The sequence below is a fragment of the Romboutsia sp. LXY-2 genome, from assembly GCF_056171995.1.
On record NZ_JBKFGI010000010.1, the window covers coordinates 1 to 2,257 of the forward strand.

3 protein-coding genes are annotated in these 2,257 nt (G+C 31.9%); all 3 read right to left on the reverse strand.

Annotated features, from left to right (window positions below; all coding sequences use genetic code 11):
• Window positions 1–72 precede the first annotated feature (72 nt).
• On the reverse strand, window positions 73–414 hold the full coding sequence (locus ACI48P_RS15935; RefSeq protein ID WP_475217521.1) for a biotin/lipoyl-containing protein: 342 nt from the start codon (window positions 412–414) through the stop codon (window positions 73–75).
• A 168-nt stretch (window positions 415–582) separates the two neighbouring features.
• Entirely contained in the window at window positions 583–870 is a 288-nt protein-coding gene (locus ACI48P_RS15940; RefSeq protein ID WP_475217523.1) for an OadG family protein, read from the reverse strand.
• Window positions 871–886: 16 nt separating this feature from the next.
• Window positions 887–2,257 (reverse strand): oxaloacetate decarboxylase subunit alpha (locus ACI48P_RS15945; RefSeq protein WP_475217525.1); only part of this gene is annotated, 1,371 nt, incomplete at its 5' end.

Here is a 2,257-nt window from a genome sequence, read left to right on the forward strand (position 1 = left end):
GCAAATCCCGATTCTGCAATGAAATCAATTAACATTTGACCCATGTTGTTTTTCTCCTTTCGCTTGTGTAAATTATGCTATTTTTAATATTAAATCACCTAAGTTAACGTTTTGTCCCTTTTCAACAGTTATAGCTGAAACTGTACCATCAACTGGTGCTACTATTTCATTTTCCATTTTCATTGCTTCAAGTATTGCTACTACATCACCTTTTTTAACATTTTGTCCTTCTTTAACTAATATGTTAAACATACTTCCTGGCATTGGAGCTGTTACTTCTTCCCCTGCTCCTGCTGGTGCCGCCTTTGGTGCTGGTGCTGCAGTTTGAACTGGCTTAGTTCCCGCTTGTACTTCTTCTATTTCAACTTCATATACTTTTCCGTTTAATGTTATGTGGTATGTTTTTGCACTCATGATAAATCTCCCTTCAAATTGAAACATCTAAATTAATCTTTTATGTTATTGTATTTTTATTTATTAATAATTCCGTATTGATAATATAATTTGTAAGTTTTATTTTTTAATAATGTTAATTCGTCATAAATAATTTTAATTTTAGCTTTTAAGAGCTACTTATTTTAATTACTTAATTCTTTTTATACTCTTTATATGAAGATTCGGATTAATTTTCCCATTTCCCGCCATTGCAGAAGCAGCTAATGCTACTACTAATCTTTCTTCTTCATCTATATCATCGTTAGCTACATTATTAACTGCAGTATCCTTCTTAACTTCTGCCTTAGGTTTTTCTTTAAATATGTATTTAAATGAACCTAATACTAATGCAATAAGTATTAATGTTAAGAATACTATAGTCATACTTGATATTGTAATAGATATTGCATCCATTATTGCCGTTGTACTATTCATCTTAATCACCTATTCTCTACATAGTTACTGTTATATATTGTATTTTATTTTCTTCTACTACTTCTTCTTCAACCTTAGGATTGTACTTAGATTGTAAGAACTTTGGTGCTACTTGTGGGAATAATGCATATGCTAATACGTCTTCATCATTTTTAGCTAACTCCCCAGCTTCAGCCTTCATCGCTTCAAATTCTGGAGCTATTAAGTCTGCAGGTCTTACAGTTATAGCTTCTTCATCACCAATTATTTTCTTTTTAACTTCTTCATCTATTTTAGCTGGTGCTTGACCGTATAGCCCTCTTACATAATCCTTTATTTCTTTAGGTATTAATTTATATCTTTCACCAGTTAAAACATTAAATAATGCTTGAGTCCCAACCATTTGGCTAAGCGGAGTAACTAGTGGTGGATATCCTAAATCTTTTCTTACTCTTGGTACTTCCTTTAAAACCTCTTCGTATTTCTCTGAAGCATTTTGTTGTTTTAGTTGAGATAATAAGTTTGATAGCATTCCTCCTGGAACTTGGTATTTTAAAGTTTGAGGATCTGTTAATAAAACCTTTGCATCTAAAGTACCATTAGCCATATATTTATCTCTTATTGGCTTAAAGTATTCAGCTACTTCTAAAAGTGCTTCCATATTTAATCCTGGATTTCTATCCATCTCTGATAAAGCTATTACCATTGATTCAGTTGGAGGTTGACTTGTTCCCCCTGAGAATGGAGATATTGCAGTATCTATTATATCTACACCAGCTTCAACGGCCTTCATATATAACATCTCAGCTATACCACCTGTACAGTGAGTATGTAATTGTATAGGTAATGTTGTAGCTTCTTTAACTTTTTTAACTAAATCATATGCATTATATGGAGTTAAAACACCAGCCATATCTTTTATACATATTGAATCTGCTCCTACCTTTTCCATAGTCTTAGCTAATTCAACATAATACTCTGTAGTGTGAACTGGACTTGTAGTGTATGACATTACACATTGGCAGTGTCCACCATATTTTTTTATTGCCTTCATAGATGCTTCTAAGTTTCTTACGTCATTTAATGCGTCAAATACTCTTATTATATCAATTCCATTTTTTATAGATAATTCTATAAACTTTTCAACAGTATCATCAGCATAGTTTCTGTATCCAAGTAAATTTTGACCTCTTAAAAGCATTTGTAGTTTAGTGTTTTTAACATGCTTTCTTATAAGTCTTAATCTTTCCCATGGATCTTCATTTAAGAAACGTATACAAGCATCAAATGTTGCTCCACCCCATACTTCCATAGAATGATATCCAACCTTATCCATAGTTTCAAGGATAGGTATCATTTCTTCTGTTGTTAACCTTGTTGCCATTAGAGATTGATGTCCATCTCTTAA